At 62.9% G+C, this 24,026-nt stretch carries 20 protein-coding genes, 1 tRNA gene and 1 pseudogene; 6 read left to right on the top strand and 16 right to left on the bottom strand.

From position 1 onward, the window contains the following. Positions 1 to 30 precede the first annotated feature (30 nt). Positions 31 to 2,184: an indolepyruvate ferredoxin oxidoreductase subunit alpha gene (locus tag X735_RS150290; protein ID WP_023811463.1), complete on the top strand. Its 2,154-nt coding sequence runs from the start codon at positions 31 to 33 to the stop codon at positions 2,182 to 2,184. After that, entirely contained in the window at positions 2,177 to 3,754 is a 1,578-nt protein-coding gene (locus tag X735_RS150295) for an indolepyruvate oxidoreductase subunit beta family protein (RefSeq protein WP_023811462.1), read from the top strand. Before X735_RS150290 ends, X735_RS150295 begins: the two co-directional genes overlap by 8 nt. Here the strand turns inward: X735_RS150295 and X735_RS150300 are convergent. From X735_RS150300 to X735_RS150335, 8 genes are all read right to left on the bottom strand, one after another. Next, a complete protein-coding gene (locus X735_RS150300; RefSeq protein WP_245273220.1) occupies positions 3,751 to 5,487 on the bottom strand; it encodes a sulfatase-like hydrolase/transferase in 1,737 nt (578 codons plus the stop codon). The two genes, X735_RS150295 and X735_RS150300, sit on opposite strands and share 4 nt — an antisense overlap. A gap of 161 nt (positions 5,488 to 5,648) precedes the next feature. Next, positions 5,649 to 5,936 carry a hypothetical protein gene (locus tag X735_RS150305; RefSeq protein WP_023811460.1) on the bottom strand — a complete coding sequence of 96 codons (288 nt, stop codon included), beginning with the start codon at positions 5,934 to 5,936 and terminating at the stop codon, positions 5,649 to 5,651. 112 nt (positions 5,937 to 6,048) lie between these two features. Further along, positions 6,049 to 6,471 (bottom strand): periplasmic heavy metal sensor, encoded by a 423-nt coding sequence (locus X735_RS150310; RefSeq protein ID WP_245273219.1) that lies wholly within the window; start codon positions 6,469 to 6,471, stop codon positions 6,049 to 6,051. 35 nt (positions 6,472 to 6,506) lie between these two features. Beyond that, complete coding sequence (locus tag X735_RS150315) at positions 6,507 to 6,953, bottom strand: hypothetical protein (RefSeq protein ID WP_023811458.1); 447 nt, start codon at positions 6,951 to 6,953, stop codon at positions 6,507 to 6,509. Positions 6,954 to 7,039: 86 nt separating this feature from the next. After that, positions 7,040 to 7,582 carry an RNA polymerase sigma factor gene (locus tag X735_RS150320; protein WP_023811457.1) on the bottom strand — a complete coding sequence of 181 codons (543 nt, stop codon included), beginning with the start codon at positions 7,580 to 7,582 and terminating at the stop codon, positions 7,040 to 7,042. A 45-nt stretch (positions 7,583 to 7,627) separates the two neighbouring features. Continuing rightward, complete coding sequence (locus X735_RS150325; protein WP_023811456.1) at positions 7,628 to 8,059, bottom strand: acid-shock protein; 432 nt, start codon at positions 8,057 to 8,059, stop codon at positions 7,628 to 7,630. 163 nt (positions 8,060 to 8,222) lie between these two features. After that, positions 8,223 to 8,411, bottom strand: a complete 189-nt coding sequence (locus tag X735_RS150330; RefSeq protein WP_023811455.1) for a DUF2158 domain-containing protein — start codon at positions 8,409 to 8,411, stop codon at positions 8,223 to 8,225. Between the two features lie 131 nt (positions 8,412 to 8,542). Next, positions 8,543 to 8,618, bottom strand: a tRNA-Thr gene (locus X735_RS150335). A 330-nt stretch (positions 8,619 to 8,948) separates the two neighbouring features. On the opposite strand from X735_RS150335, the gene X735_RS150340 reads away from it, so the two are divergent. Next, on the top strand, positions 8,949 to 10,088 hold the full coding sequence (locus X735_RS150340; RefSeq protein ID WP_023811453.1) for a hypothetical protein: 1,140 nt from the start codon (positions 8,949 to 8,951) through the stop codon (positions 10,086 to 10,088). 13 nt (positions 10,089 to 10,101) lie between these two features. On the opposite strand, the gene X735_RS150345 is transcribed toward X735_RS150340, so the two are convergent. Both X735_RS150345 and X735_RS150350 read right to left on the bottom strand, forming a co-directional pair. Continuing rightward, positions 10,102 to 11,703: a cisplatin damage response ATP-dependent DNA ligase gene (locus X735_RS150345; RefSeq protein ID WP_023811452.1), complete on the bottom strand. Its 1,602-nt coding sequence runs from the start codon at positions 11,701 to 11,703 to the stop codon at positions 10,102 to 10,104. A 235-nt stretch (positions 11,704 to 11,938) separates the two neighbouring features. Next, positions 11,939 to 12,949 carry a ligase-associated DNA damage response exonuclease gene (locus tag X735_RS150350; protein WP_023811451.1) on the bottom strand — a complete coding sequence of 337 codons (1,011 nt, stop codon included), beginning with the start codon at positions 12,947 to 12,949 and terminating at the stop codon, positions 11,939 to 11,941. 106 nt (positions 12,950 to 13,055) lie between these two features. Between X735_RS150350 and X735_RS150355 the strand changes: the two genes are divergently transcribed. The 3 genes and pseudogenes from X735_RS150355 (at position 13,056) to X735_RS01000000165880 (ending at position 15,291) form a co-directional block, all read left to right on the top strand. Next, positions 13,056 to 13,973: a methyltransferase domain-containing protein gene (locus X735_RS150355; RefSeq protein WP_023811450.1), complete on the top strand. Its 918-nt coding sequence runs from the start codon at positions 13,056 to 13,058 to the stop codon at positions 13,971 to 13,973. A gap of 364 nt (positions 13,974 to 14,337) precedes the next feature. After that, positions 14,338 to 14,700 carry a hypothetical protein gene (locus X735_RS150360; protein WP_023811449.1) on the top strand — a complete coding sequence of 121 codons (363 nt, stop codon included), beginning with the start codon at positions 14,338 to 14,340 and terminating at the stop codon, positions 14,698 to 14,700. A gap of 63 nt (positions 14,701 to 14,763) precedes the next feature. Beyond that, a pseudogene (locus X735_RS01000000165880) lies at positions 14,764 to 15,291 on the top strand (AAA family ATPase). A gap of 11 nt (positions 15,292 to 15,302) precedes the next feature. Here the strand turns inward: X735_RS01000000165880 and X735_RS150365 are convergent. The 6 genes from X735_RS150365 to X735_RS150390 are packed head-to-tail and all read right to left on the bottom strand — an operon-like array spanning position 15,303 to position 23,923. Then, positions 15,303 to 16,244 (bottom strand): glyoxylate/hydroxypyruvate reductase A, encoded by a 942-nt coding sequence (locus X735_RS150365; protein WP_023811448.1) that lies wholly within the window; start codon positions 16,242 to 16,244, stop codon positions 15,303 to 15,305. Between the two features lie 29 nt (positions 16,245 to 16,273). Beyond that, entirely contained in the window at positions 16,274 to 17,905 is a 1,632-nt protein-coding gene (locus X735_RS150370; protein WP_023811447.1) for an ABC transporter ATP-binding protein, read from the bottom strand. Next, the gene (locus X735_RS150375) at positions 17,902 to 19,047 is read right to left on the bottom strand and encodes an ABC transporter permease (protein ID WP_023811446.1); all 1,146 of its coding nucleotides are present in this window, start codon (positions 19,045 to 19,047) and stop codon (positions 17,902 to 17,904) included. Before X735_RS150375 ends, X735_RS150370 begins: the two co-directional genes overlap by 4 nt. Beyond that, the gene (locus X735_RS150380) at positions 19,047 to 20,144 is read right to left on the bottom strand and encodes a microcin C ABC transporter permease YejB (protein WP_013527941.1); all 1,098 of its coding nucleotides are present in this window, start codon (positions 20,142 to 20,144) and stop codon (positions 19,047 to 19,049) included. Before X735_RS150380 ends, X735_RS150375 begins: the two co-directional genes overlap by 1 nt. 30 nt (positions 20,145 to 20,174) lie before the next feature. Continuing rightward, positions 20,175 to 22,043, bottom strand: a complete 1,869-nt coding sequence (locus X735_RS150385) for an extracellular solute-binding protein (RefSeq protein WP_023811445.1) — start codon at positions 22,041 to 22,043, stop codon at positions 20,175 to 20,177. Further along, complete coding sequence (locus tag X735_RS150390) at positions 22,043 to 23,923, bottom strand: extracellular solute-binding protein (protein ID WP_023811444.1); 1,881 nt, start codon at positions 23,921 to 23,923, stop codon at positions 22,043 to 22,045. The genes X735_RS150385 and X735_RS150390 overlap by 1 nt, the downstream gene beginning before the upstream one ends. Positions 23,924 to 24,026 lie beyond the last annotated feature (103 nt).

The following is a 24,026-nucleotide window of genomic DNA, read 5'->3' as shown; positions in this document are numbered from 1 at the left end:
AACCCCGGGCGGTACCGGAAGGAGAAAAAAATGGCCGAACGCTCTTTTGCCAAGGAAGTCGAAAAGCTTCGGCTGGGTGCCGGCGAGGAATTTGCCGGCGAAGGCATCCTCGCCATCACTAAAGCGCTGCTGCAATGCGGCGTCGGCTATGTCGGCGGCTACCAGGGCGCGCCGATCAGCCATCTGATGGACGTGCTGGCCGACGCACAGGACATTCTGGGCGAACTCGGCGTGCACTTCGAAGCCAGCGCTTCCGAAGCCACCGCCACCGCCATGCTGGCCGCCTCGGTGCATTACCCGATCCGCGGTGCGGCGACCTTCAAGTCGACGGTCGGCACCAATGTCGCCTCCGATGCGCTGGCCAACCTCGCCTCCGGCGGCGTCACCGGCGGCGCGCTGATCATTGTCGGCGAGGACTATGGCGAAGGCTCCTCGATCATGCAGGAACGCAGTCATGCCTTCGCCATGAAAAGCCAGGTCTGGCTGCTCGACCCGCGCCCCAACCTGCCGTCGATTGTCAAGGCGGTGGAGGACGGTTTCGAACTGTCGGAGATTTCCAACACGCCGGTCATGCTGCAGGTTCGCATCCGCTGCTGCCACGTCCACGGCCATTTCATCGCCAAGGACAATAAGCGGCCGCCGATGACGGTCGCCGATGCGCTTGACGCGCCGCGCCGCGACACCGGCCGCATCGTTTTGCCGCCCGCTTCCTTCCTGCATGAGAAGGAGAAGGTGCAGAAGCGCTGGCCGGCGGCGGTCGATTTCATCCGCAAGAACAAGATCAACGAATTCTTCGGGTCGGATCATGGCTCGGTCGGCATCGTCATGCAGGGCGGCATGTACAATTCGGTCATCCGCGCGCTGCAGCGGCTAGGCCTTGCCGACACTTATGGCGACACCGACGTGCCGCTCTATGTGCTCAACGCCGTCTATCCCTTGATTGATGACGAGTTCCTGTCCTTCTGCGAGGGCAAGCAGTCGGTGCTGGTCGTCGAGGAAGGCCAGCCCAACTACATTGAACAGGCCTTCGCTTCGATGCTGCACAAGGCCGGTCGCGGCACCAGGCTGGTCGGCAAGGAGCATTTGCCGATGGCCGGCGAATACACCGGCCAGGTCATGCTCGACGGCATCGGCGCCTTCCTGCGCGCCGAGGCGCCGCATCTGCTGCCCGGCGAAGTGCGGGCGCCCAACAAGGTCGGCGATGGCGTCGACGCAGCCGACCTGATCAACGTCGTTCCAGGACGACCGCCCGGTTTCTGCATCGGCTGCCCGGAACGGCCGATCTTTGCCGCGACAAAACTGGTCGAGCAGGAACTCGGCAAACATCACATCGCCTCCGACATCGGTTGCCACCTCTTCTCGATCATGCCGCCCTTCGAACTCGGCGCCACCACCATGGGCTACGGGCTGGGGCCCGCCTCGGCCTCGGCGTTCAATTCGCCGGATGCCAAGCGCCGCTCGATCTCCTTCGTCGGCGATGGCGGCTTCTGGCACAACGGCCTGACCTCCTCGATCGGCAATGCGGTGTTCAACAAGAACGACGGCGTCATCGTCATCGTCGACAATTTCTATTCGGCTGCGACCGGCGGGCAGGACATCCTGTCATCGCGCGCGGGCAACAAGACCAAGTCGACGAAGCACCCGATCACCGAGGCGGTGAAAGGCATGGGCGTCAAATGGTTGCGCCATGTCGACCGTACCTATGATGTGACCAGGATGCAGGACACGCTGCGTGAGGCGCTGACGACGGAAGAGAAAGGGCCGAAGGTCATTGTCGCCTCGTCCGAATGCATGCTCAACCGGCAGCGCCGCGAAAAGCCGCTGGTCGACAAGGCGATCAAGGGCGGGACCCGTGTCGTGAAACCGAAGTTCGGTGTCGACGAGGATATCTGCACCGGCGACCATGCCTGCATGCGTCTGTCCGGCTGCCCGTCGCTGTCGGTGAAGTCGCTCGACGACCCGTTGCGCGACGATCCGGTGGCGCATATCGACCAGAGCTGCGTCGGCTGCGGCAATTGCGGCGAGGTCGCCGATGCGGCGGTGCTGTGCCCGTCCTTCTATCGCGCCGACGTCGTGCACAATCCGAGCCGCTGGGATCGCTTCCTGGAAGCCGCGCGCCGTGCCACCATCAGCCTGTTGCAGCGCCGCCGCGAAAGCCGGCGCCTGACCTTCGCCGATGCTTGACGCCGTCCCCCCACTTCGCGCCCGCGCCGGCGCTCAGGATAGCGAGCGTGTCATCAAGCTCGCCGTGCTGGCGGTCGGCGGCCAGGGCGGTGGCGTGCTCGCCGACTGGATCACCGATGTCGCCGAGCGCAACGGCTTTGTTGCGCAATCGACCTCGGTCGCCGGCGTCGCCCAGCGTACTGGCGCCACCATTTACTATGTGGAGATGGCCCGCGACACCGGCCGGCTGCCGGTCTTCGCGCTGTCGCCGTCGCAGGGCGACGTCGACATCCTGATCGCCGCCGAATTGATGGAAGCCGGCCGTGCCATCATTCGCGGCTTCGTCACGCCCGAGCGGACGACGCTGATCGCCTCCTCGCACCGCATCGCCGCCGTGTCGGAAAAGATCGAGCCGGGCGATGGCCGGGCCTCGTCCTCCAAGGTTCATGCGACGGCGGAAGCAGCATCGAAGCGCTTCATCGCTTTCGACATGGAAAAGATCGCCGCCGACAATGGTTCGATGATCTCGGCCAGCCTGCTTGGCGCGCTGGCGGGGTCCGATGCGCTGCCCTTCACCCGCGAGAGCTACGAACAGGCGATCGGTGCCGGCGGCCGGGGCGTCAAGGCCAGCCTCGCTGCCTTCGGCGCTGCGTTTGACCGCGCGCGCGGCACGGCAGCACCGGCGCCGAAGCCGGCCGAGCCCGCGATAGTCGAATCTGCCCTGGGCACAGGACAGGTGAGTGGCCCGCAAAACCTGCTGCAGGGCTGGCAGACCTTGGCTGCCCGCATCGACCTGTTGCCGGTGGCCGTACGCGACATGGCACTTCGGGGCTTGAGAAAGGTCGTCGACTATCAGGACATCGCTTACGGGCGCGAGTATCTCGACTGGCTGGACGAGGCCGTCGCGTTGGACGGGCCGGATCGCGGCTATGGCCTGTCGATCGCTGCCGCCAAGCATCTGGCCAACGCGCTATGCTACGACGACATGATCCGCGTCGCCGATCTCAAGACGCGCTCGACGCGCGACAAACGCGTGCGCCGTGAGGTCGGCGTCAAGGACGGCTCGATCCTGCAGGTGACCGAGTATTTCCATCCGCGCATCGAGGAATTCTGCGGCACGTTGCCGGCGGGTCTGGGCAGCTACATCGAAAGCCTGCCGAAGCTCGCCGCCTTTCTCGATCGTCGCATCAACCACGGCCGCCGCATCCGCACCGACAGTTTCGCCGGCTTTGCAGCGCTCTGGTTCATCGGCGGCCTGCGCCGGTGGCGCCGCAGCCTGCTGCGTCACAAGGTCGAGATCGCGCATCTCGATCGCTGGTACACGCTGGCGCTCGACCATGTGCCCCAGGATTATGCGCTGGCTGTCGAAATCCTCAACTGCCGCCGGTTGATCAAGGGCTACAGCGACACCCATGTTCGTGCCCAATCGAAATTCGACCGGGTGCTGTCGGCGCTCGATCTGGTCAAGGGCCGAGCGGACGCCGCCGACTGGATCCGCCGCCTGCGCGAGATGGCACTGAAGGACGAGAAGGGCGACATGCTCGACGGCGCGCTGAAGACCGTGGCGACGCTGGGGCCGGATACGATCTAGCGGGCGTCCACAGATTGGACCGGCACCAGCCCACGCAACGGCACCGCCTCCGGGAACAGATGCAACAGGCCTGAATCGACGCGCCGTCGCAAATGCGCATCCACTTCGGCCCGATCCTGACAACCATGGAACCTGCCGCCGCAATGGTCCCGCAGGCGCACGAGATCGGCCATGACAGGCGACATCGGCAGGCCGGCGGCGTCGAGCAGGCTTGCGCTGAGGAAGCCGACGTCGAGCGGCGCCAGGTCAGGCATCGGATGGCGCAAAGGATGGTTGAAGGTGGTGAGCGTGTAGAAGGTGCGGTAGGCAAGCGAGCCAGGGGTCGCCAAGGCGTCGTCCCCGGCGATCGCGTCGACGAACGGCTTGGTCGCCGACGACTGGTGATCGCCGAACTCGAGCACCACGGCGCCGCGTTCACCGGCATCCGCTTCCCTCTTGTCGAGGAAATGCTGGAAATCGCCGCGCGCTACCGCCATCCGGCGCAGATACTCATTGGCCTGGAAATCGCCCGAGAAAGGCTCGCCCTCGACCTTCAGCTCGGGCTCCATCCGCCCCTCATAGGGTGAATGCGGAAACATGGTCTGGATTTCGAGGAACAGCGGCCGGCCGTCTTCCTTGCGGTGCCGGGCGATGAACGCCTCGGCTGCGCGATAGTAGAAGTTGTCGCGCAGATGATAGAAGGGCGCGGCAATGTCCTTGATGTCGAGCACGGTCTCGAAACCGATCGATTGCAGGAACGGCCCTTCATTGACGAATGAAAAGTCCATCGGCGTCATCACGACAGTTCGATAGCCGCAGCGCGCCAGCACCTCTGGCAAGGCTCCGGCGACCTTGTCCTGCAGGGTGATGGTCAGATAGGGGCTTCGCCAGCCGAAATCGGTGGCCGACAGGCCGGTCATCAGCGACAGATTGGTGATCCAGGTGCCGCCGCCAAATGTCTCGACCTGCATCGGATGCGGCGTGCCGGCTTTGGGTGCGAATCTCTGCAGGAATCCCGCGCCATTGCCGACCTGCGGAAAATAGCCGGGATCGGATTGGCTTTCGCTGAGCACGAAAAAGACGTCGGGAAGATCAGCCCGGTCGCCGCAATCGACCGTGTCGGCAAAAGGCGGCTGTGGCGCGACGGCTTGCAGCCGCTTTTCGAAGCCCGATTCAACAACGAGGTTGTGCAAATCCAGCAGCGAAACGAAGAAGGCCGACATGTGCCGGCCCTGCATGTAGTAGAAATAACGGTCCTTCGAGGCCTCGGCCGGAAAGGTCAGCGGCACCAGAACGACGAGCGCCGCCATGACCAGGACGCGTGCCGATACCGGCCAGCCGATTTTTCGATCGATCCGGAACAGAAGCACCGCCGCCGTAATGCCGAGCACCAGGGCAACAACGACCGGCGCGATCAGATGGAGGTAGGAGCCGAGCAGGAAGCGGTACACTTCCGGATCCTTCGACACGAAGACCGTGTCGTAGAAGTGCAGCGAAAACCCCTTCATCCTGAATTTGATCGCTGACACCACTGTGATGAAAGCGATGCCCATCCAGGCGAGATAGACGGAAAAGACAAGGCGCCCCGAAGCCAGGAAGAGAAGTCCGGCAAGGGCAGCCACCAGCGCCAGCGAGAACGGCACCGACAGCCATTCGTGCTCGGCCCGTCCGGCGGCGAAGACACCGGCTAGGCTGACCACGACCAGCGTCAGCGGATGACAGAGCACCCGCCCAAGGATTTGAAGCTGAGCCACAGATTTTCCCATGAATATGCCTGAGCATAGTTTCGGGAAACTCTTCGATTATTCGTGGGCTGAGAACAAATGTATAGTGAATTTAACCTTAATTCCGGGGATCGCGCTGTCCGCAACGGCGGGATCAGGTTTCACAAGCGCCTGGCCCTACCGTGCTTCGATCAGTAGTGGTGCCAGCGATGCCAGCGATGGTGCGGATGCCAGACGTGGACCGGAGCGTGCCAGTAGTGGTAGCGCGGGCGCACGATGACGACGCCGCTCGGCACGCAACGTCCCCATCTGTTCGGATGCCAGCCGATGCCGCAGCCCCAGCGGACATGCTCGACCGATGCCTGGGCGGCCGGCTGGGCAACGGACACGATGGGCATTGCGCTGGACGCGGTGGCTGTCACGACCGTTCCGCTGAGGGCCAGCATAGCGGCTGCTGCGTAGTTTTTCAGGCGACTCATAATTGGACTCCGAGTGCTTTCGAGTTTGAAGATGGCCGCCCTGCATGGTGCGATCGGGCAGGCTCGTCCCTTCGCATCGTTAAACGGCGTCTCCGGCCTTTTCCGTCGGTCGTCATGGCGATTTTTTCGGCGCAACGGCGGCGCGGCGTTCCATATGGCGCAGCAATGCCTGTGCCAGCACGCTCCGGTTTTCGTGTGACGTGTTCGCCGCGAAGTCGACAATGGCCTGTTCAAGCCGGCTGCGCACCGTCACATCGGCATTGCGTGCCCGCTCCAGCGCGGCGGACAAGGCGGCCTTGTCCATGACAGGCTGCTGCAACAGGTCCGCTGCCTCCTGCCTCGCCTGCTGGCCATCTAGAATGATCTGCCGGGACTCCACGCGAACCTGGCGCAGCGCCAGGCGGAACGCCTTGCGGTCCTGGTTGGGAAGCTGTCGGCCAGCCGATTCCAGCGAGACACCCGCGCCCGCTTTGGCATTTCTCAGCCAGACCGCACCGCCGGCAAATGCGCCTGCAAGAAAGACGTTCAGCACCACGGAAGCAATGACCAGACCACGGATCCAGCGCGGGCTCATAGGTTTTCCTCACCGTTCTCGGCATCCGGGCCGGCATCGCCAAACGCCGTCACATTGGCATCCAGCACATAATGGTCCGGCTGGACCTCCGGCGTGACGATGGTCACCAGGGCCAGTCCTGCCACGGCACCGGCCAGACCAATGCCGGCAAGTCCAAGTCCCAGCCACCAGAACCACTGACGCCGGCGCTGGCCGAGGTGCCGGCCGGCAGCCTGCAGAATGCTGCTATGCAGTACCTTGTCCGGGGCGTCGACGCGGTAGCTGTCGAGCAGCGCGTCAAGTGTCCCGGCCTGCCTCAAGATGGCCTTGCCCGCGCCGCTCGCGGCAAAGGCCGTGCCGGCCATTCGCTCAGCCTCGGGCCATCGCCGCAAGTCGCCGCCATAGGCCTGGGCCAAGGCGGCAAAGCGCCTGGCATCCATTTCGTTTCTGGACCCTTCAGCCATGTGTCTCCTCCTTGCCCGTAGGCGCCGAGCGCCAGGCGGCACCAGCAAGGCGCAATGGCCGTAGTGCGTTGGTGCTTGCCCGGTGCTTACTCATCGGCGCCATCCCCCGTCAGGATCGCCTGCAGCGACCGCCGGCCGCGCGCAAGCAGGCTCTCCAGGGCATCGACGCTGATCTGCAAGGTCGCTGCCGCCTCGATATTGGACATCTCCTGATAATAGACCAGAACGATCGCTTCGCGCTGACGCGGCGCTATGGCTTGCAGTGCCCGTTCGACCCGAAGCGCGTCCTCTTGGCGAGGGGCGTCGGGAAGTGCCGCAGGGTCGACCACGTCCGGCAGGTCGCCGGTCACCCACTCGCGCCTGCGACGCAGCCGGTCGTAGCAAAGGTTGAGCGTCACCCGGTGGATCCAGCTGTCGAAGCGCGCATTGCCGCGCCGCCAGCTCGCGGCATGGCGCCAGATCCGCACGAAGGTTTCCTGCGCGACATCCTCGGCCTCCGCCGCATCGCCGAGCATGCGCACGGCAAGCGCCAGTATACGTGGCAGCTTGCGCGCGACGAGCGTTTGCACGGCTGCGGGCTCGCCGGCGCCAACACGGCGAACCAGCTCCTCGTCCGGATCCGCAGCCATCAGTCTGCGCACTCCCGATGTTCATCGCGCGTCATTGCCTCTTGGTCATTGTTCCTGCTTGGGAGCGGTTTTGTGGCCCGGCAGTTCGTCGGCCGTTAAAATGCCGTCGGCATTCTTGTCCAGCCGGGCGAAGCGCCTGGCGAAGAATGCATCGAGTTCGGCGCGATCGATGAAGCCGTCATGGTTGGAATCGATCCGCGCGAAGGATTTGGCGGCGTCGCCTTTGGCGTTGCGCTTCGTCTGAAAGGCCTCCCACTCCAGCAGGCTGATCTTGCCGTCGCCGTCGGTATCGGCCGCCATGATCGCCTTCTCGCGCCGCTTCTGGAATTTGGCCAGCGTGATGTCGGACCTGGTCCCCGAAGCGCCTGGCGCGGCAAGTGGCGCGGCCGTTGGCGGTGCAGGCGGCGTCGCTGCCTGGGCGAAAGCCGCAACGGTCTGCAAACTCAAGGCAACGACTGATATCGAACGACTGATCATGTTGTGCGTCTCCAGGTTGGCGCGACGCAGACGGCTTGTGCCGCAATCGCGCTTCAACCGTTAAACGCCGCGACCCGGAAAATCCGTCGGTCGCGCGTGCTGATCCGTTCATGCCCGGACAACAGAGGGTGCCCATCCCGACCTGATCGGGATGGAAGAAATTCTAGTCCGACTGGTCGGCCGCAATCAGTTGTTCGGGCTTGAACCCGGCATGTTGCGGGGTCCACACCTCGCCCTCGCGATTGAACCAGTGGCACAGATACATGCCCGAGGCTGCGCCATCGCTGATCGTCATCCTGGGGCCTCCGGATTTCAGCCTGACGACGTCTCCGGTCTTGAAATTGTTGGGCATTTTTTGACCTCCCATGCTGAGGCCATGAGTTTCACACCAAACCGGGGTCTCGACAATGGCAGATCTGCCAGGCCGGCGTCGCAATCCTTTGCACCAGCTGCGAAGGGGCAGACTACAAAACGGAGGAGGAATGGTGCCGCTTAGGTGACTCGAACACCTGACCCCCGCATTACGAATGCGGTGCTCTACCAACTGAGCTAAAGCGGCCCAGGAAGCCAAGGCCTCCAAGATGCGGCGGTGATAGACGCAACCGGGCGCGAATTCAAGATGCGACTTGGCAATTCCTGCGTCGGCGTCATGGCACCCTCGAAAGCCGGCCGCCGCTTTGTCCGCCAGTCAATCGCCAAGGGAATGCGGCGCACGGTGCGTGCGCTCCCTGTGCGCGAAATCGGCGAAACATGCTGATTTTGTTGCCGGAACAGCGCCGGAATGGACTTTGCACACCTCTGCGAGGCAGAATACGCCGCTCGCCCGTTGATTGATTGGTCGCCTGCGGCTAACGATCACGGCAAGGTTGGCAAAGACAGAGGGACCTGCTTGGACGCGATCGAAAAAGCGATCCGGAACGCCTTGGAGAAAGGCAATGCCGAGGACCGCGCGTTCCGCGAGAGGGTCTATCGCTCGGCTTTTGCCGCGCTCGATCGCGCGCTCCAGGCCAATCCCGGTGTGACCGTCGAGGTCGCCATCAAGCGCCGTAAGGCAATCCAGGCGAAAATCACCGAAATCGAATCCGAGTTCCTGCCGGCGGTGCCGGATGTCGGCCAGCAGGGCGATGCACCGGCGGTCGAACTCGGAGCGGACTCGGCGCCCGCGGTCGAAACCGGCCGACAGGCATCGTCCCCCGATGTCGTCGTCGACGGACCCGTGCAATCCGCTGCCGATGCGCCGCGCTCGCGCGTTCTGCCCGTCGTTCCCGACATCATGCCGGACGCCACGCTTCCCGGTGCTCCGGCCATCGACATGTCGGTTCCGGCCTCGGCCGGCGCGACCACGGAAGTGGCGCCTGACCGCGATGAACGGCGCATAAGGGGGCGTCGCCTGCCGCTGACCGCCATCTTCCTGACCGTGACACTGCTCGCCGCGGTTGGCATCGGCCTGTTCTTCGCCGTGCAGACCGGCGTGTTCAAGACATCCGCGCAACTCGACACCGCCCCGCCGCAGGCGCCGCCGACCGTCGAGGACGACGATTTCACACCGGCCGACGGCGGTCCGGCAAAACCCGGCGCCGCGGACCAGGCGCGCGACTGGATCAATGTGTTTTCGCCGGCCGATGCATCCCATGTCAGCGCGCCGTCTGACGCCAGGGCCGAGGTGATGAAGGACGATACCGGTTCGTTCCTGCGCATCCGTTCCGGCGCGTCCGGTTCGGCGATCAGTTTCGACGTCGGACAAGGCGTGCTGGAGAAGCTCGCCGGCAAACATGCCGTGTTCGACATCATTGCCCGCTCCGAAGAAGGCAAGGAGACGCAGATTTCGGTCGACTGCAATTTCGGCGAACTCGGCGACTGCGGCCGCAAGCGCTATGCGGTCGGCCAGCAGCAGAACGAATATCTGTTCGATGTGCAGTTTCCGGACAAGCATCCGGGCTCGGCCGGCACCATTGCCATCAATTCCGACTTCGACAAGCAGGGTAAGGCCGCGGACATCTACGAAATCCGCGTTTCGATCGAGCCGTAAGAGCGCTGAACGGCTAGCGGTCGAGCAGCGCCTGCAGCGTCTCGATGCGGTCGGCCTCGTTGGCCGGCTTGTCCCAGCGCAGCCGCGAAATGCGGGGAAAGCGCATGGCGACGCCGGATTTGTGCCGGGTCGAGCGGTTCAGCCCTTCGAAGGCGACTTCCAGCACCAGGCCGTTGTCGCGGTCGGCCCGCACCGAACGCACCGGCCCGAAACGCTCGATCGTGTTGTCGCGGACATATTTGTCGATCTGCTTCAGCTCCGCATCGGTGAAGCCGAAATAGGCCTTGCCGACCGGCACCAGTTCCTCCTCGCCTTCGGCACCTGTCCAGACACCGAACGTATAGTCGGAATAGAAGCTCGAGCGTTTGCCGTGGCCGCGCTGGGCATACATCAGCACGGCGTCCACCGTGTGCGGATCGCGTTTCCATTTGAACCATGGACCTTTCGGCCGGCCGGCGACATAGGCTGAGTCCCAGCGCTTCAGCATGACGCCTTCGATGATCGGATGCGGCGGCACCCGGCGCAGTTCCTCCAGCGTTTGCCAATCCGTGAAGTCGACGAATGGCGAAATATCGAAACGGCTCGGGTCGAGCGTTCCGACAAACGCTTCCAGCCGGCCGCGCCGCTCGCGAAACGACAGCGCGCGCAGATCCTCGCCGCCGACCTGGAGCAGATCGTAGCAGCGCATGAAGGCCGGGTATTGCTGCTGCATCTTCGGTGTCACCGTCTTGCGGTTCAGCCGCTGCTGCAGATCCGAGAACGTTCCCGTCGCCTGCCGGGGATCGCCGACAAGCAGTTCGCCGTCCAGCGTTGCGGAAAAATGCATGGCATCGGCGAGGTCCGGAAAGGCACCCGAAACGTCATCGCCGGTGCGCGAATAGAGCCGGCGGATGCCGCCCTCGGCCACCGCCTGGACACGGATGCCGTCCCATTTCCATTCTGCGGCATAATCCGCCGGATCGAGCTTTTCGAGATCGCCTTCACTGAGCGGGTTCGACAGCATTACCGGGCGAAACAATGCCAACGCCGTGTTCCTGGGCTTTTCGGCCTTGCCCTCCAGCCACGCGAACAGCGCTGTGTAAGGCGGTGACAGCCCGTGCCAGAGCTCCTCGATCTCGGCCACTTCGACCTTGCCGAAATCGGCCAGCGCCTGTTTGGCCAGCCGCGCCGATACGCCGATGCGCAGCCCGCCGGTGACCAATTTGATGATGGCAAAGCGCGCCGAGGTGCCGGCGCTGTCGAGCAGCCCGGCCAGTACCTTCGGCCCGTCGGAGCGGCTCGCCGCCTGCAGTCTGGCCACGACCTCGCCAAGCGTCGGCTCGCGGTTCGGAAGGTTTCCGGGCGTTTGCGGCCAGACCAGCGACACCGTTTCGGCGAGATCGCCGACATAGTCGTAGGAATAGCCGAACAGCACCGGATCCATGCGCTCGGTGACCAGCATGCGCAGCATCGCCGGCTTGACCGCGGCAATGTGGAGATCGCCGGTGATGGCAGCCAGCGCCAGCCCGCGATCGGGATCCTCCACGGCTCGGAAATAGTCGGTCAGCAAGGTCAGCTTGCCATTGCGCGACGGCGTCAGCACCAGGCGGTCGAGAAGCTCGGCGAAGCGGTTCATGGTGACACTACTGGATGGGCTTGGCACTTCGGCACACCCCCCTCTGTCCTGCCGGACATCTCCCCCGCAAGGGGGGAGATTGACAGCTTCGATGCCAGCACTCTCCTTGCGCGGTTGGTGATTAGCGAAAGCGGCGGTGACATCTGATCTCCCCCCTTGCGGGGGAGATGGCCGGCAGGCCAGAGGGGGGTGTGAAGGATCGCGGCGCCGGTGATTGGTGGATCAGCAACTAGCATCAATCGCCCTCGTCCTCGTACCCTACCAGGTGCAGTGGTCGCGCCGCGATGCCTTCGAGCTCGCACCAGCGCACCAGCGCTTCCTCGCGGCCATGCGTCACCCAGATTTCCTCGGCTCCGGTCTCCCTGATGGTGGCGGTCAGCTCATCCCAGTCGGCATGGTCCGAGATGATCAGCGGCAGTTCGACGCCGCCTTGCTTGGCGCGCTGGCGAATGCGCATCCAGCCTGACGCGAAGCACGAGATCGGATCGGGAAAGCGCCGCGCCCAGCGGTCGGCGAAGGCCGATGGCGGGCCGACGACGATGGCGCCGGTAAAATCATCCTTGCCCCCGCTTTCGACGGTTGCCGGCTCCAGTTGCCCAAGGTCTATGCCTTGGCTCTGGTAATACTCACTGAGTTTGGCCAGCGCGCCATGGATGTAGAGCGGCCTGTCGTAGCCGGCGTCGCGCAACAGCCGCATCACCCTTTGCGCCTTGCCCAGCGCATAGGCGCCGACCAGATGCGAGCGCTCGGGGAACTGCGCTGCCGATTTCAGCAGGCGGGCGATCTCTTCGGTATCGGGGGGATGGCGAAACACCGGCAGGCCGAAGGTCGCTTCGGTGATGAACACATCGCACTGGATCGGCTCGAATGGCGCGCAGGTCGCGTCTCTCTGCCGCTTGTAGTCGCCGGAAGCGACGATGCGCGTGCCCTGATGCTCGACCGCTATCTGCGCCGAGCCCAGCACATGGCCGGCTGGATGGAAGCTGACGCTGATGCCATTGAGTGCAATCGTCTCGCCGAGCTGTGCCGCTTGCGTCGCGCCAGCGAAATTCTCGCCGTAGCGCAGGCCCATAATGTCGAGCGTCTGCCGCGTCGCCAGCACCGAGCGGTGGCCGGAACGTGCGTGATCGGAATGGCCATGCGTGATCAGTGCCCGGTTGACCGGCCGGACCGGGTCGATGAAGAAATCGCCCGGCGGGCAATAGAGGCCCTCGGGCCGGGGATGAAGCAGGTCGCTGGGGCGCATGATCCCCAAGATAGGATATAATTCCGCGGCGGGAAGCCTGTTGTAACTCACTGCTGACTCCCGCATAGAGCACCGCCGGCTCGATCCGCCGGCAGGACCCATCGCCATGAAACCGCTTCAAGCCTCGTCCGGCGACTTAAACGCCGATCGTCGTGCCGATTATGCCGAGATGCTGCACGCGGATGGCGATCACGCAGCAGCGGCGGAATTGCTGCTCGGCGCGCTGGAAATGACACCGCAATGGGCCATGGGCTGGTTTCGCCTCGGTGAGATGCAGCAGGCGGCGGGCGCGGCGGATCTGGCTGCACAGGCCTGGACGATGTCGCTGCAGCTCGATCCATCGGATCGTCAAGGCGCTGCACTGAACCTGCAATTGATCGGCAAGGCGCCGGCGCTCGACGCGCTCCCCAGCGCCTTCGTCGAGACACTGTTCGACCATTATGCCGAGAGCTTCGACGAGTCCCTGGTCGGCAGGCTGGGGTACCGGCTGCCTGAGATGCTCGACCAAGCCATTCGAGCGGCAAGGCCGGGCCGCTTCGCGCTGGCGCTCGATCTTGGCTGCGGCACCGGCCTGACGGGACAGAGGCTGCGGCCGATCGCCGACCGGCTGGAGGGATATGACATTTCGGCCAGGATGCTGAGAAAGGCGCGGACCAAGGGCGTCTACGATTTCCTCGATAAGGCCGATCTGCGGGATTTTCCCTATGCCGGTCCGAAAGCCGATCTGGTGACGGTGGCCGATGTTTTCATCTATGTCGGCGCGTTGGGCGGCGTGGTGAAGACGATTGCCGGGCTGCTGGCCACGGATGGCCTGTTCGCATTTTCCGTGGAGACGCTGGCTGGCGACGGCGATTTCATGCTGCTGCCGTCGCGCCGCTATGCGCATGCGCAACACTATGTGCGCGAGGTCCTGGCCGCCAACGGGCTTTCGGTCCTGTCACTGGAACCAACCGTGATCCGGCAGGATCGCGGGGAACACGTCAACGGGCTGATCGTTGTGGCCGGGGCTCCGAACTCAGCCTAGCAAAGACCTGGCGACAGCCAGTTCGGCGGTGTCCGCCGTTTTGCCGGGCAGCGCGATAGGAATTTTTTCTTGACATCCTGCCCTCAGCTATGATACATTTTCGCCCATGGTGCTGATTTGTGCCAGTCACCCGCCGCACAGGCGGTTTTTCGTTTGATGCTCCGTCAGCCACGCGCCGGCCAAGGCTCCGAAGGAACCCTTTGCCCCGAACTCGCAGCCCTGCCGTTGTGGCAGGCAAGCTGCCGGCGAAGGGGTCTATCGCCACCTCGCAAACATTCTTGCTGTGAAAAAGTCCGATTTGCATGCGCGACTGATATTTGCGATCTGCTCGCATCAGGGTGGGATATCAGGAGGAGCATAGTCGATGCGCTGGAACATGATGATCTTGGCCTCTTGCCTGCTGACCGCCGGCTGCGTCGGCGGCACTTCGATGTCGGAACAGCAGGATGCGAACGTCCAGTCCTCCCTGCAATATGACAACGTGCCCTGCGACCAGTTGCTGGCGCAGCGCAACGGCTTGGCGCAGCAATACAACCTTCCGACGAAGGCCAAGCCGACCTTCTCCAATCCGGCGATGGGCTTCGGCCCGTTCACGCCTGACATGCGCTCCAAGGCCAAACGCGATACCGACAAGGCGAGCGGCGAGATCGATGCCATGAACCGGTCGATCGATCGCCGCGAATGCGGCCAGCCGGACAAGCAGAAGAAACTCGCCCTGCCTGGCTAAAGATCCGAGGCCGCCACGGGTTGAGAATCGCAGGCAACAAACCACCTCGTAGGGCACGATCGGATGCATCTCTCGGAGCTAGGGGACCGCATATGTATCTTGGGGCCGTCCAACAGCGGCAAGTCGACCCTTGCCGCTGCGATTGCCCGCAAACGTGATCTGGCGACTATTCATCTAGATCAACTCTTCCATCTCCCGAACACGGATTGGGAAGCGCGCCCAAGGGACGAATTCATTGCTTTGCATGACGCCGCTATCGCCGGCGAGCGTTGGGTGATGGATGGAAATTATTCGGTTTGCATGCCCCAACGCTTTCTGCGAGCGACGGGATTGATCTTGTTGGATATATCGACGCCGACAAGCCTGCTGCGCTATATCAGGCGAACACTGTTTGAGATTGAGCGGCGCGGTGCCTAGGAGGGCGGGCACGACAGCATCAAATGGGATATGATCCACCATATCACCGTGGCCACACCGAAAAATCGCAACCGGTACCGGGCAATGTTCGAACAACTCGATCTGCCAAAGGTCCAGTTGTCGTCACTGCGGGCAATCAAGAAATGCTTCCGGGAGTGGGACCTGGCCCGATGAGGCTGTCCTGGTTAATACCCTGCCTCGCGGTCCACCAGATTGTCGAGCTTTTCGCCGCGCTCGAAGGCGTCCATCTGGCGCAGCATAATCGGCGCCAAATGGACAGGGTCGGAGGTCGCCGCCGCGTGCGGCGTCACGAACACTTTTGGATGCCCCCACAGCGGACTGGTCTTCGGCAGCGGTTCGACCTCGAACACGTCGAGGCTTGCCTCCTTCAATGTGCCGTCATCCAGTGCCCGCAAAATGTCGGCATCCTTCTGCAGGCGGCCGCGTCCGGCATTGATCAGCACAGAGCCGCCGAGGCCGTTGCGTTTGCGCAATTCCTTCAGCACGCCATAGTTGATGATGCCCTTTGTCTCCGGCGTCAGCGGCAAAAGCACGACCAGGATGTCGGTTGCCTTGAGGAAGGGGATCAGCCCGGCTTCGCCGGAATAGGTCGCGACGCCTTCCATGGCCTTGTCGGTGCGCGACCAGCCATTGACGGCAAAGCCGAGCGACAAAAGCACCGAGGCCGCGGCGCGGCCGAGACTGCCGAGGCCCATGATGCCAACCGAAATGTCACCGGCAGGCCTCTGCTGCGGCTCGTGCCAGATCTTCTTCGGCTGCTGCGACCGGTAGAGCAGGCCCTGGCGGTGATGGTCGAGAACCCGCCAGACGACATATTCGGTCATGTACTGGGTGAGGTTGTCGGCGACGACCTTGACGATCGGCACATCGGGCAGGCCGGGATCGGCGAAGATATGATCGACGCCGGCGCCGATCGAGAAGATGGCGCGCAGATTGGGCAGCGACGACAACAGGTTCGGCTTCTGCTTCCACACCACGGCATAGGTGATCGACGGGTCGCTGGCGCCGTCGGGCTCCAGCACCACCTCGCGCTCGGCCGACAGGAGCTCGCGCCAGCGCTGCGGATGAAAGCCGGTGACGGCAAGCAGGATACGGCCTTTTTCCATTGCGGTCTTTTAGTCCCTCTCTACGCAAATCACTCGCTGACGATGCCGACCGGTGCCGTCTCGATTTTGAAGGCGGCCGAGATCAGCGCCCGAGTATAGTCGGTTTGCGGATTTTCAAAAATCTGCTGGGAAGGACCGGCTTCGACGATCCGGCCATTGCGCATGACGATGACGTCGTTGGCCAGCGCCCGGATGACTTTCAAATCATGGCTGATGAAGAGATAGGCGAGATCGTGCTTGGCCTGCAGGCTGCGCAGCAGATCGACGACCTGCGCCTGCACGCTCATGTCAAGTGCCGATGTCGGCTCGTCCAGCATGACGAAGCGCGGGTTGAGCACCATGGCGCGTGCGATGGCGACGCGCTGGCGCTGGCCGCCGGAAAACTCGTGCGGATAGCGGTTGCGTGTCGCAGGGTCTAGCCCGACCTCCTTCAGCACGGCGGCCACCTTGTCGTCGCGCTCGTCGGGCGACAGCTTCGGCTCGTGGATCTTGAGGCCTTCTTCGATGATCTCTGCGATCGACATGCGCGGGCTGAGCGAGCCGAACGGATCCTGGAAGACGATCTGCAATTCGCGCCTGAGCGGCCGCATGGCGTTGAAAGTCAGCTGGTTGATGTCGCGACCGTTGAACTGGATCGTTCCGGTCGACGAAATCATTCTTGCCAGCGCCAGGCCGAGCGTCGTCTTGCCGGAGCCGGATTCGCCAACCACGCCAAGCGTCTGGCCGGCGCGCACGGTGACATCGATGCCGTCGACCGCCTTCACATTGTCGACGGTGCGGCGGAAGAAGCCCTGCTTGATCGGGAACCAGACCTTTATGTCCTTGCCGGTCATGACAGGCTTGGCGGCGGCATTGGCGGCCGGCGGCTTGCCCTTCGGCTCGGCCGCCAGCAGATGCCGCGTATAGGCATGCTGCGGATTGGCGAAGATCTCCTTGGTCGGCCCGGTCTCGACGATCTTGCCCTTGGTCATCACGCAGACGCGGTCGGCAATCTTGCGCACGATGCCGAGATCATGGGTGATGAACAGCATCGACATGCCCTTGCGGCTCTTCAAGCCGGCCAGCAGTTCGAGGATCTGCGCCTGCACGGTGACGTCGAGTGCCGTAGTCGGCTCGTCGGCGATCAGAAGTTCGGGCTCGTTGGCCAGCGCCATGGCGATCATCACGCGCTGACGCTGGCCGCCGGACAACTGGTGTGGATAGGCATCGAGGCGCTTGTGCGGATCGCGGATGCCGACCTCGTTGAGCAAGGCCAGTGTGCGTTCCTTGGCCGGGCGGTCGGCCATGCCCTGATGCAGCTTCAGGATCTCGACGATCTGCTGCTCGATCGTGTGCAGCGGATTGAGCGAGGTCATCGGCTCCTGAAAGATCATGGTGATCTTGTTGCCGCGCACCTGCCGCAACTGCTTCTCGCTCATCGCCAGCAGGTCGGCGCCCTGGAACAGGATCTTTCCCGAGGGGTGGCTGGCGCTTGGATAGGGCAGCAGCTTCAGCACCGAAAGCGCCGAGACCGATTTGCCGGAGCCGGATTCGCCGACCAGCGCCACCGTCTCGCCCTTGGCGATGTCGAACGAGATGTGGTCGACGGCCGTCGACTGGCTACCGCCCTGGCTGAAGGCGACGCTGAGGTCCTGTACGCTGAGCAAGGGGGCTTCGCTCATCTGAAGGTCTTGCGCGGATCGAAGGCATCGCGCGTCGCCTCGCCGACGAAGACCAGCAGCGACAGCATCAGCGAGATGACGACGAAGCCGGAGATGCCGAGCCACGGCGCATTGAGGTTCCGCTGCGCCTGCTTGAGCAGTTCGCCGAGCGAGGCGGAGCCGGGCGGCAGGCCAAAGCCGAGGTAGTCGAGTGAGGTCAGCGTCGAGATCGAGCCTGAGAGCAGGAAGGGCATGAAGGTCAATGTCGCCACCATGGCGTTGGGCAGCAGGTGCCGGAACATGATGGTGCGGTTGGGCACGCCGAGTGCCCGGGCCGCGTTGACATATTCGAAATTGCGGGCGCGCAGGAACTCGGCCCGCACCACGCCGACCAGCGCCACCCAGGAGAACAGCAGCATCAGGCCGAGCAGGATGAAGAAGCCCGGCGGCAGGATGGCGGCGACGATGAGCAGGAGATAGAGCACCGGGATGGCGGACCAGATTTCGATGAAACGCTGGAACAAGAGATCCGTCCAGCCGCCGAAATAGCCTTGCACGGCGCCGGCCGCGACGCCGATCAAGGCCGAGCCGGCGGTCAGGATCAGGCCGAACAGCACCGAAATGCGGAAACCGTAGATGACGCGCGCCAGCACGTCGCGCGCCTGGTCGTCGGTGCCGAGCCAATTCCAGTTGCCGACCATGCAGGCCGGGTCGGCGGCACCCTGCGGATACTGGTTGCAGCGCTTCGTGGCGTCATACTGCCACGACGGCTTGGCCGGCGCTGCTTCCGGAATGGCGTTGTTGACGGTCTGATAGGAGTAGCGCACCGGTGGCCAGATCATCCAGCCATTGGCGTTGATCTCGTCCTGGATGACCGGGTCGCGATAATCGGTGACGGCATAGAAACCGCCGAATTTTTCCTCGGGGTAGGCGACCAGCACCGGAAACAGGATCTCGCCCTTGTAGGAGGCGATGATCGGCTTGTCGTTGGCGATGAACTCGGAAAACAGCGACAGCACGAACAGGACGAGGAAGATCCACAGCGACCAGTAGCCGCGCCGGTTGGCTCTGAAGTTCTGCAGGCGCCGCTTGTTGAGCGGCGACAGAAACGGCCGCTTTATCCGCGCGGGTGCCGCGTCCACGGGGACTGTAGCCTCCGACATCAGACGTCTCTCCGCTCGAAATCGATGCGCGGATCGACCCAGGTGTAGAGCAGGTCGGACAAGAGACCGACGAACAGCCCGAGCAGCGAGAAGATGTAGAGGTTGGCGAACACCACGGGATAGTCGCGCTCGACCACCGACCGGAAGCCGAGCAGGCCGAGGCCATCGAGGGAAAAGATGTTCTCGATCAGCAGCGAGCCGGTGAAGAAAGCCGAGATGAAGGCGCCGGGAAAGCCGGCGATGACGATCAGCATGGCGTTGCGGAAGACGTGGCCGTAGAGCACCTGCCGTTCCGACAGACCCTTGGCCCTCGCCGTCACCACATACTGCTTGCGGATTTCTTCGAGGAACGAGTTCTTGGTCAGCAGCGTCGTGGTGGCGAAGGCCGATAGCACCAGTGCGGTCAGCGGCAAGGTCATGTGCCAGAAATAGTCGACGATCTTTCCCCACCAGGACAATTGATCCCAATTGTCCGAGGTGAGGCCGCGCAACGGAAACCAGTCCCAGAAAGACCCGCCGGCAAACAGCACCATCAGCATGATGCCGAACAGGAAGCCCGGAATGGCATAGCCGACAATGACGACGCCGCTGGTCCAGACGTCGAAGGGAGTGCCGTCCTTGACCGCCTTGCGGATGCCGAGCGGGATCGAGATCAGGTAGGACAACAGCGTGATCCACAGCCCGATCGAGATCGACACCGGCATTTTCTCCAGGATCAGGTCGAGCACCGAAATGTCGCGGAAATAGCTGTCGCCGAAATCAAAGCGGGCGTAATTCCAAAGCATCATGCCGAAGCGCTCGAGCGGCGGCTTGTCGAAGCCGAACTGCTTCTCCAGCTTCTTGATGAATTCCGGATCGAGTCCCTGCGCACCGCGATATTTGGAACTGACGTCGCCGGCGGCATCGAAATTGCCGCCAGCGCCCGCGTCGCCACCACCGCCGCCGAGGCGGTCGCTGCCGCCCTGATTGGTCAGCCGGGCGATGACCTGTTCGACCGGACCGCCGGGGGCGAACTGGATGACGGCGAAGGATATCGCCATGATGCCGAACAGCGTCGGGATCATCAAAAGGATGCGGCGCAGGATATAGGCGCCCATCAGGCCTTCTGCCCTCGTTGAGCGAACATCTCAGCCTTTGCCAATTCTTGCCGCCTTGCCCTTATCGAACCACCACAGCGTCTCGACCGGAAAGCCGAAATCGGGCTTCTGTTCGACAAAGCCGAACATGTCCCAATAGGCGACGCGGTGATTCGCCAGATAGTATGTTGGAATCCAGTCGAGCCGCGCGCGCAAGACCCGGTCGAGCGCTCTGAGCGCCGTGACGAGTTCTATACGGTCTTTCGCCTTGCCGGCTGCCGCGATCAGGGCGTCGATGGCCTTGCTTTCGGTGCCCGGATAGTTGCGCTGCCCCGGGATTTTCGCCATCCGGGAATCATAGAGCATCTGCAGGCTGTCGTCGGTCGGCGTCGCCCCGATTGACCAATGCAGCAAGGCGAGATCGAAGTCGTAATTGCTGTGCCGCTGCTCATACTGCGCCGAATCGATTTGCCGGATCGATGCGTCGATCCCGATCGCCTTCATATTCTCGGACCAAGGGGTGTAGATGCGAACGATGCCGTCGTCCTCCGCCAGCATTTCGACCCGCAGCCGCTCACCCTTGTCGTTGACGACGAAACTGCCATCGCGCTTCCAGCCGGCTTGCGCAAGCAATCTCGAAGCCTCGCCCAGCAGCTTGCGGTCATGGCCCGAACCGTCGGACAGGGGCTGTGTTACCGCTTCACCGAAAACCTCTGGCGGCAACTCGGCCCGGAACGGCTCCAGCAGGGCCAATTCCTCAGGCGAGGGCAGGCCTTCGGCCTTGTAGTCCGACCGTTCGAAATTCGATTGAGAGCGCTCGTAGGAGCCGTAAAACAGCGCCCGCTTCATCCATTCGAAATCGAAGCACCTGGCGATCGCCCGCCGCACCCGCTCATCGCGGAATTGCGGACGACGCTGGTTCAGCGCGACAGCCTGCATGTCCGGCGTCTTCTCGCCGGGAAATTCCCGTTTGACGACCTTGCCGTCCTTCAGCGCCGGAAAGTCGTAGCCGGTAGCCCATACCCGTGAGGTGAATTCCTCGCGAAAATGCGTGTCGCCTTTCTTGAAGGCCTCGAATGCCGCTTGCCGGTCAAGATAGAAGTCGATGCGGATGCGGTCGAAATTGTAGAGGCCGCGGTTCACTGGCAGATCGCGGCCCCAATAGTCGGCCACGCGGTCATATTCGACAGTCTGTCCGGCCGCCACGCGTCCAATCTTGTAGGGACCCGAGCCAAGCGGCGGTGTCATGGTCGAAGCATCGAAATCATTGGCCGTATAAAAGGCCTTGGAGACGATAGGCATTCCCACGATCGCAAGGATGTTTTGCGCCGACTGCTTGCCGTTGAGGGTGAGATCGACGGTAGCGGGATCGACCGCAACCGCGTCGGTCATGTACCGCAACGCTTGGGAAAGGTTAGGATGGCCTTTGTCTTGATAAAGCTTCAGCGAAAAGACAACGTCCTGCGCGGTCAGCGGCGAACCGTCGTGGAAACGCGCTTGCGGTCGCAGCGCGAAGCGGAAACCGTTGCGGTCCGGCGACAGGGTAACGGTTTCGGCAAGCAGGCCGTAGGCCGCATCCGGCTCATCGAGCGCGCTTGTCATCAGGGAATCGAAACAAAGTTCGGTACGCGGCGGCGCCTCCCCCTTCAACACCAGTGAGTTCAATGTGTTGAAGGTCAGGAAGCTCTGATTGAGGGTCGAGTTCGGCGGCGCGAAATTCATCTGGCCACCCTTTGGGGCGTCCGGATTGACGTAGTCGAAATGCGCGAAACCGAGCTTGTATTTGAGGTCGCCGAAGGCCGACAGGCCGTGCAGCTTGGTGCCGGTCGCAGTGTCGGCGAAGGCCTTGCCGGGCAGCAAGGCGGCGGCTGCCGCGGCACTGCCCAGGGCGAGAAAGTCGCGGCGGGCAAGGGCCGCCATCAATTGCCACCCTTGTATTTGGCCGCCAGCGCCTTCTCCTTGTCCGGGTCGATCCACCAAGAGTCCAAATCGACGCCGAGATAGGTTGGCTGTTTTTCAGGCATTGCGAACTTGTTCCAGTATGCGGCCCGAACTTTCCCCAGGTGCCATTGCGGCACCATGTAGAAGTTCCAAAGCAACACTCGGTCAAGGGCATGGGTCGCAGCCATCAGGTCGTCTCGGTCCGTTGCAAAGATGACGCGGTCGATCAGTGCGTCGACGACAGGATTCTTGATGCCGGCCAAATTTCGTGATCCGGCCCTGTCCGCAGCTGTGGAACTGAAAAAGTCGCGCTGTTCGTTGCCGGGTGAGTTGGATTGCTGAAAACCTGCGAGCGCCAGCATATCGAAGTCGAAAGCGCGAGTACGGTTGGTGTATTGGCTGTCATCGACAATGCGCAGCGTTGCATCGATGCCCAGCCGCCGCAAATTGTCGATGAAAGGCGAGGCGACCCGCTCGTCAACGGGATCGTTGCCGAGGAACTCGATCTTGAACACTTCGCCGGTCTTCGCATTCACCAGCTTTCCGGCCTGATTGACCCAGCCGGCTTGCTTGAAAAGCTCGTAGGCCTTGCGCAAATTCTCGCGACCCGATTGTGGCGTGTCGTAGACCGGCAGCTTGAATTCCTGCTTGAACAGTTCAGGTGGCAACTTGTCTCGAAACGGCTGGAGTATCTCCAACTCCTTGCCCTGTGGCAGGCCGGTCGAGGCCAGATCGCCGCCTTCGAAATAGCTGTCTGTGCGCGTATAGGCGCCGAAGAAAATGGTTCGGTTCATGCTCTCGAAATCATACGCGTAGGTGAGTGCCTGGCGTACGCGTACATCCTGGAACAGCGGGCGGCGCGTATTTATCAAATAGGACTGCATGGGTTCCGGTGAGGTTGTGGGGAACTCCTTTTTGATGACATCTCCGGATTTGATCGCCGGAAAGGTGTATTCGACCGCCCAACGCTGGGCGCGTGTCTCGGCGCGGAAGTCTTCGAACCCCCCTTTGGTGAAGGCCTGCCAACCGGCGTTGTCGTCAAGGAAATAGCTGAAACGCTGCCTGTCGAAATTCTCGCGGCCGATCTTCACTGGCAGTTTGGCGCCCCAATAGTCCGGCACACGCTGCCAGACGATTTCGGAACCCGGCTTGAAACTCGCGATCTTGTAGGCCGCTGACCCCAGCGGCGGCTCCAGAGTCGTCTTGGTGATGTCGCGCTTCTTGCCGCTGGCGTCGTTGCCCTCCCACCAATGCTTTGGCAGAACGACGAGATCGCCGAGAATCTTCGGCAGTTCCCTGTTGCCTTTCTGATTAAAGTGGAACTCGACCTCGCGATCGGAGACCGCGACCGCGTCCGTGACGTTCTCAAAATAGCGGTTATACAACGGGCTGTTGGCCTTCAGCACCTGGAACGACCAGATCACGTCGTCGACAGTGATCGGCTGGCCGTCGTGCCATTTGGCGCGCGGGTCGAGGCGGTAGGTCGCGGAGGAATAGTCGGCCGGATACTTGTAGGCATCGGCGATCAGTGGGTGGCTGGTGCTGCCTTCGTCGGTCGCCTGCTCCATCAGCGTGTCGTAGAGTAGGCCGCCGCCGAATCCCACGAGGCCGGCCGCCGGCGATCCCTGCACGATATAAGGATTGAAGTTGTCGTAGGTGCCGATCACCACCCGGTTCAGCGTGCCGCCCTTGGGCGCGTCGGGGTTGACGTAGTCGTAGTGCTGGAAATTGGCGCCGTATTTGGACTCGCCGATCAGCGATGACGTGGTGCGCCATTCATCGGCGAGGGCAGCCTGCAATCCCGCCGCCAGAAGGGCTGCCGCCAGCAACGACTTGAGAAGCGTTCGGCCAACCGTCATGCACTATCCTCTTCGCAATGCCCGTTCATCGGCAATCTAGATGATTTGGCGCCCGTGAAAACCGCCATGCGCGGCTTTGTCGCCGCCTATGCGGTTTTCCCAA

Origin of the sequence: Mesorhizobium sp. L2C084A000, assembly GCF_000502875.1 — a bacterium.
In the GTDB taxonomy this organism is placed as follows: domain Bacteria; phylum Pseudomonadota; class Alphaproteobacteria; order Rhizobiales; family Rhizobiaceae; genus Mesorhizobium.
Note: the sequence above shows the minus strand (reverse complement) of the source record. Positions and strands in the feature narration are given on the sequence as shown.

Excerpts from the sequence above, each read along its gene's own strand:
- X735_RS150295 (WP_023811462.1), top strand. The coding sequence starts at position 2,177 with ATGCTTGACGCCGTCCCCCCACTTCGCGCCCGCGCCGGCGCTCAGGAT.
- X735_RS150350 (WP_023811451.1), bottom strand. The coding sequence starts at position 12,949 with ATGCGCCCCAGCGACCTGCTTCATCCCCGGCCCGAGGGCCTCTATTGC.
- X735_RS150390 (WP_023811444.1), bottom strand. The coding sequence starts at position 23,923 with ATGACGGTTGGCCGAACGCTTCTCAAGTCGTTGCTGGCGGCAGCCCTT.
- X735_RS150305 (WP_023811460.1), bottom strand. The coding sequence starts at position 5,936 with ATGAGTCGCCTGAAAAACTACGCAGCAGCCGCTATGCTGGCCCTCAGC.
- X735_RS150380 (WP_013527941.1), bottom strand. The coding sequence starts at position 20,144 with ATGGGCGCCTATATCCTGCGCCGCATCCTTTTGATGATCCCGACGCTG.
- X735_RS150360 (WP_023811449.1), top strand. The coding sequence starts at position 14,338 with ATGCGCTGGAACATGATGATCTTGGCCTCTTGCCTGCTGACCGCCGGC.
- X735_RS150325 (WP_023811456.1), bottom strand. The coding sequence starts at position 8,059 with ATGATCAGTCGTTCGATATCAGTCGTTGCCTTGAGTTTGCAGACCGTT.
- X735_RS150385 (WP_023811445.1), bottom strand. The coding sequence starts at position 22,043 with ATGGCGGCCCTTGCCCGCCGCGACTTTCTCGCCCTGGGCAGTGCCGCG.
- X735_RS150315 (WP_023811458.1), bottom strand. The coding sequence starts at position 6,953 with ATGGCTGAAGGGTCCAGAAACGAAATGGATGCCAGGCGCTTTGCCGCC.
- X735_RS150355 (WP_023811450.1), top strand. The coding sequence starts at position 13,056 with ATGAAACCGCTTCAAGCCTCGTCCGGCGACTTAAACGCCGATCGTCGT.
- X735_RS150370 (WP_023811447.1), bottom strand. The coding sequence starts at position 17,905 with ATGAGCGAAGCCCCCTTGCTCAGCGTACAGGACCTCAGCGTCGCCTTC.
- X735_RS150320 (WP_023811457.1), bottom strand. The coding sequence starts at position 7,582 with ATGGCTGCGGATCCGGACGAGGAGCTGGTTCGCCGTGTTGGCGCCGGC.
- X735_RS150365 (WP_023811448.1), bottom strand. The coding sequence starts at position 16,244 with ATGGAAAAAGGCCGTATCCTGCTTGCCGTCACCGGCTTTCATCCGCAG.
- X735_RS150375 (WP_023811446.1), bottom strand. The coding sequence starts at position 19,047 with ATGTCGGAGGCTACAGTCCCCGTGGACGCGGCACCCGCGCGGATAAAG.
- X735_RS150330 (WP_023811455.1), bottom strand. The coding sequence starts at position 8,411 with ATGCCCAACAATTTCAAGACCGGAGACGTCGTCAGGCTGAAATCCGGA.
- X735_RS150345 (WP_023811452.1), bottom strand. The coding sequence starts at position 11,703 with ATGAACCGCTTCGCCGAGCTTCTCGACCGCCTGGTGCTGACGCCGTCG.
- X735_RS150290 (WP_023811463.1), top strand. The coding sequence starts at position 31 with ATGGCCGAACGCTCTTTTGCCAAGGAAGTCGAAAAGCTTCGGCTGGGT.